This window comes from Brevibacterium samyangense, from assembly GCF_039529845.1.
GTDB classification, from domain to species: domain Bacteria; phylum Actinomycetota; class Actinomycetes; order Actinomycetales; family Brevibacteriaceae; genus Brevibacterium; species Brevibacterium samyangense.
In genome coordinates, this window is the sequence record NZ_BAAANO010000016.1 from 46,549 (window position 1) to 48,698 (window position 2,150).

At 71.3% G+C, this 2,150-nt stretch carries 3 protein-coding genes; 1 reads left to right on the forward strand and 2 read right to left on the reverse strand.

Annotated elements, in window-relative coordinates; genetic code table 11:
• Positions 1-33 precede the first annotated feature (33 nt).
• Positions 34-474 carry an Rv3235 family protein gene (locus ABD172_RS09200; RefSeq protein ID WP_344308973.1) on the reverse strand — a complete coding sequence of 147 codons (441 nt, stop codon included), beginning with the start codon at positions 472-474 and terminating at the stop codon, positions 34-36.
• The gene (locus ABD172_RS09205) at positions 471-1,244 is read right to left on the reverse strand and encodes a LysM peptidoglycan-binding domain-containing protein (protein ID WP_344308975.1); all 774 of its coding nucleotides are present in this window, start codon (positions 1,242-1,244) and stop codon (positions 471-473) included. The genes ABD172_RS09200 and ABD172_RS09205 overlap by 4 nt, the downstream gene beginning before the upstream one ends.
• Positions 1,245-1,419: 175 nt before the next feature.
• On the opposite strand from ABD172_RS09205, the gene ABD172_RS09210 reads away from it, so the two are divergent.
• Positions 1,420-2,022 (forward strand): hypothetical protein, encoded by a 603-nt coding sequence (locus tag ABD172_RS09210; protein WP_344308977.1) that lies wholly within the window; start codon positions 1,420-1,422, stop codon positions 2,020-2,022.
• Positions 2,023-2,150: the final 128 nt, after the last annotated feature.

Here is a 2,150-nt window from a genome sequence, read left to right on the forward strand (position 1 = left end):
TCCGGCGCGGCTCCCCCTCGGCGAGCGGTGTGCTCACGCCGAGACGAAGCCGGTGACGCACCAGCGGCCGCGGACGTGTTCGAGCCGCAGTCCGGTGCCGCGGGAGCGGCGCGGCGTCGTGATGACGACGGCCGCCTCGACGACCGTCGGGGACACCCGGCAGAGGCGGGGCGTGCCGGTGCTCTGCACGGTCCGCAGTGGGGGAGCGCTGCGGGCGAGGTCGCCGCGGATCGCGGCATGGGTGCGGAGCCGCTCGAGGAGTTCCGGTTCGACCCAGCGCGCGATCGAGGCTGCCGCCCGCGCTCCCTGCATCACCTCGACGATCGCCGTCGCGAGCGATCGCACCGTCGCGATGAGGAAGTCGTCGGGTTCCTCGTCCGAGGCCGCCGGTGGTCCGACGACGGTCCGGGTGACGGGTGCACTCCGTCCGGGGGTACGTGGGGTCGGTCGGGTGAGGACGAGAGGCGTGGTCACGACCGCGCTCCGTCCGGTGCGGGCCCGGTTCCGCTGTGCGAGGCGAGGTCGGTCGGGATCGTGAGCACAGCGCCGGGCAGGAGGAGGTCGGGATCCGCTCCCACGACCTCCGCATTCGCGCGGTGCAGCGCATCGACCGCGGCAGCGGTGTGCTGTACCCCGTGCGCCCCGCGCTCGCGGGCGATGCTCCAGAGCGACTCGCCGCGGGTGACGGTGTGCACGGTGACCTCGGGTGCGGCGGGTGAGGCCGGTGCGTCGTCATCGGTGGGAACCCGGTCCGCGGCCTCGGCCTCGGGGTCGACGGACGGAACGGTCGCACCGGTGACCGGCCACGCGGGGGAGGGGACCCCATGGGTGGGCGGTGCGGGTTCCCGTGGCTCGCTCTGGTGCGGTGCGGTGAATCCGGAGGTCGGCCACGCCGGTGAGGGAATCACGGCGTTCGCGGGAGAGCCCACGCCGAGTGCGATGACCGCAGCGGTCGGGAGGAGGAGGCTGCCGCGCAGCAGAGCGGGACTCACTCGGAACGCGCAGCGACCCACGGCGCTCGCCGCGGTCGCGGAGACGAGCGAGAGCCCCCACGCCAGCCCGGACAGGACGACGGCGACGGTCGTACGGATCCCACCGAGGACGCCCGCGAGGACCGTGACGAGGACGAGCGCCGCGCCGGCGTCCCCGGTCGCGGTGAGCTCCCACCACGTTCGCCACCGGAGGGCGAAGGCGGACACGAGGGCGAGATGGCCGAGAACGGCGAGAACGGGTAACAGGCGCATGGGAACTCCTCGGAACGGCGTGCGTTCAAGAGTGTCAGTGCGTGATGTTGATGTCAATAGATGCGATTTGACGCCATTACATACTCGTCGAATGCGAGAGGTGTCATGGGGGGAACATGCGTCCGTTCGTGACAAGTTCGCGCCACCGGTTGCACAGCAGGGGCAGACTGCAGCCATGAGCGAGACCCTGCCGCCGGACGACGACCGTTTCTCCCGCCTCTTCGCGGATCTCGATGCCGCAGCACGGGCGGAGAGTGCCCATGAGCGCGCGGGTGAGTTCGGGGACCGTGTGCACGAGGAGCTCGCCGAGGTGACGTTGCCGAGGCGGATCGCCGGCGCGCTCGGTGAACGGGTGCGGTTCCGCCTCGTCTCCGACGAGGTCGAGGGGGCGGTACGTGCGGTCGGGGAGAACTGGTGTCTCGTGGACGCGGCAGCGGGCCGGGGTGACGCAGGTCGAGGCGTGGGGCCCGAGGTTCCGGGCGTCGAGGGCGAGGTGCTCGTGCTCGTCGTGCTCGATGCGGTGGAGTCGCTCGTCCTGCCCTCGGTCCGGCATGCGCCCGCATCCGCCGTGTCGCGTCGGAGTCTCGGATCGGTGCTGCGTGAATGGGCGACGTCCCGTCACGTGGTCCGGGTCGTGTACGGCCTCTCCGGGTCCGCGGTGAAGGGCGTCCTCGCCCACGTCTCACGGGATCATGTGCAGATCGGTCGCGGAGTCGCCGGGAGTGCCGGCCTCGTGGTGCCGTTGCGTGCACTCGTGACCGTGCGGCGCCTCGGGTGAGAGGGGGTCAAAGACCAAAATGTGTGTCCAGGATGGCCCGCTTGCCCAGTAACCCGTAGGGCAAAACCCTCGTGTACATGCCCGGTCAGCATGTTCGGTGCCAGATCCTCGACATCAGCCCCGCCGTG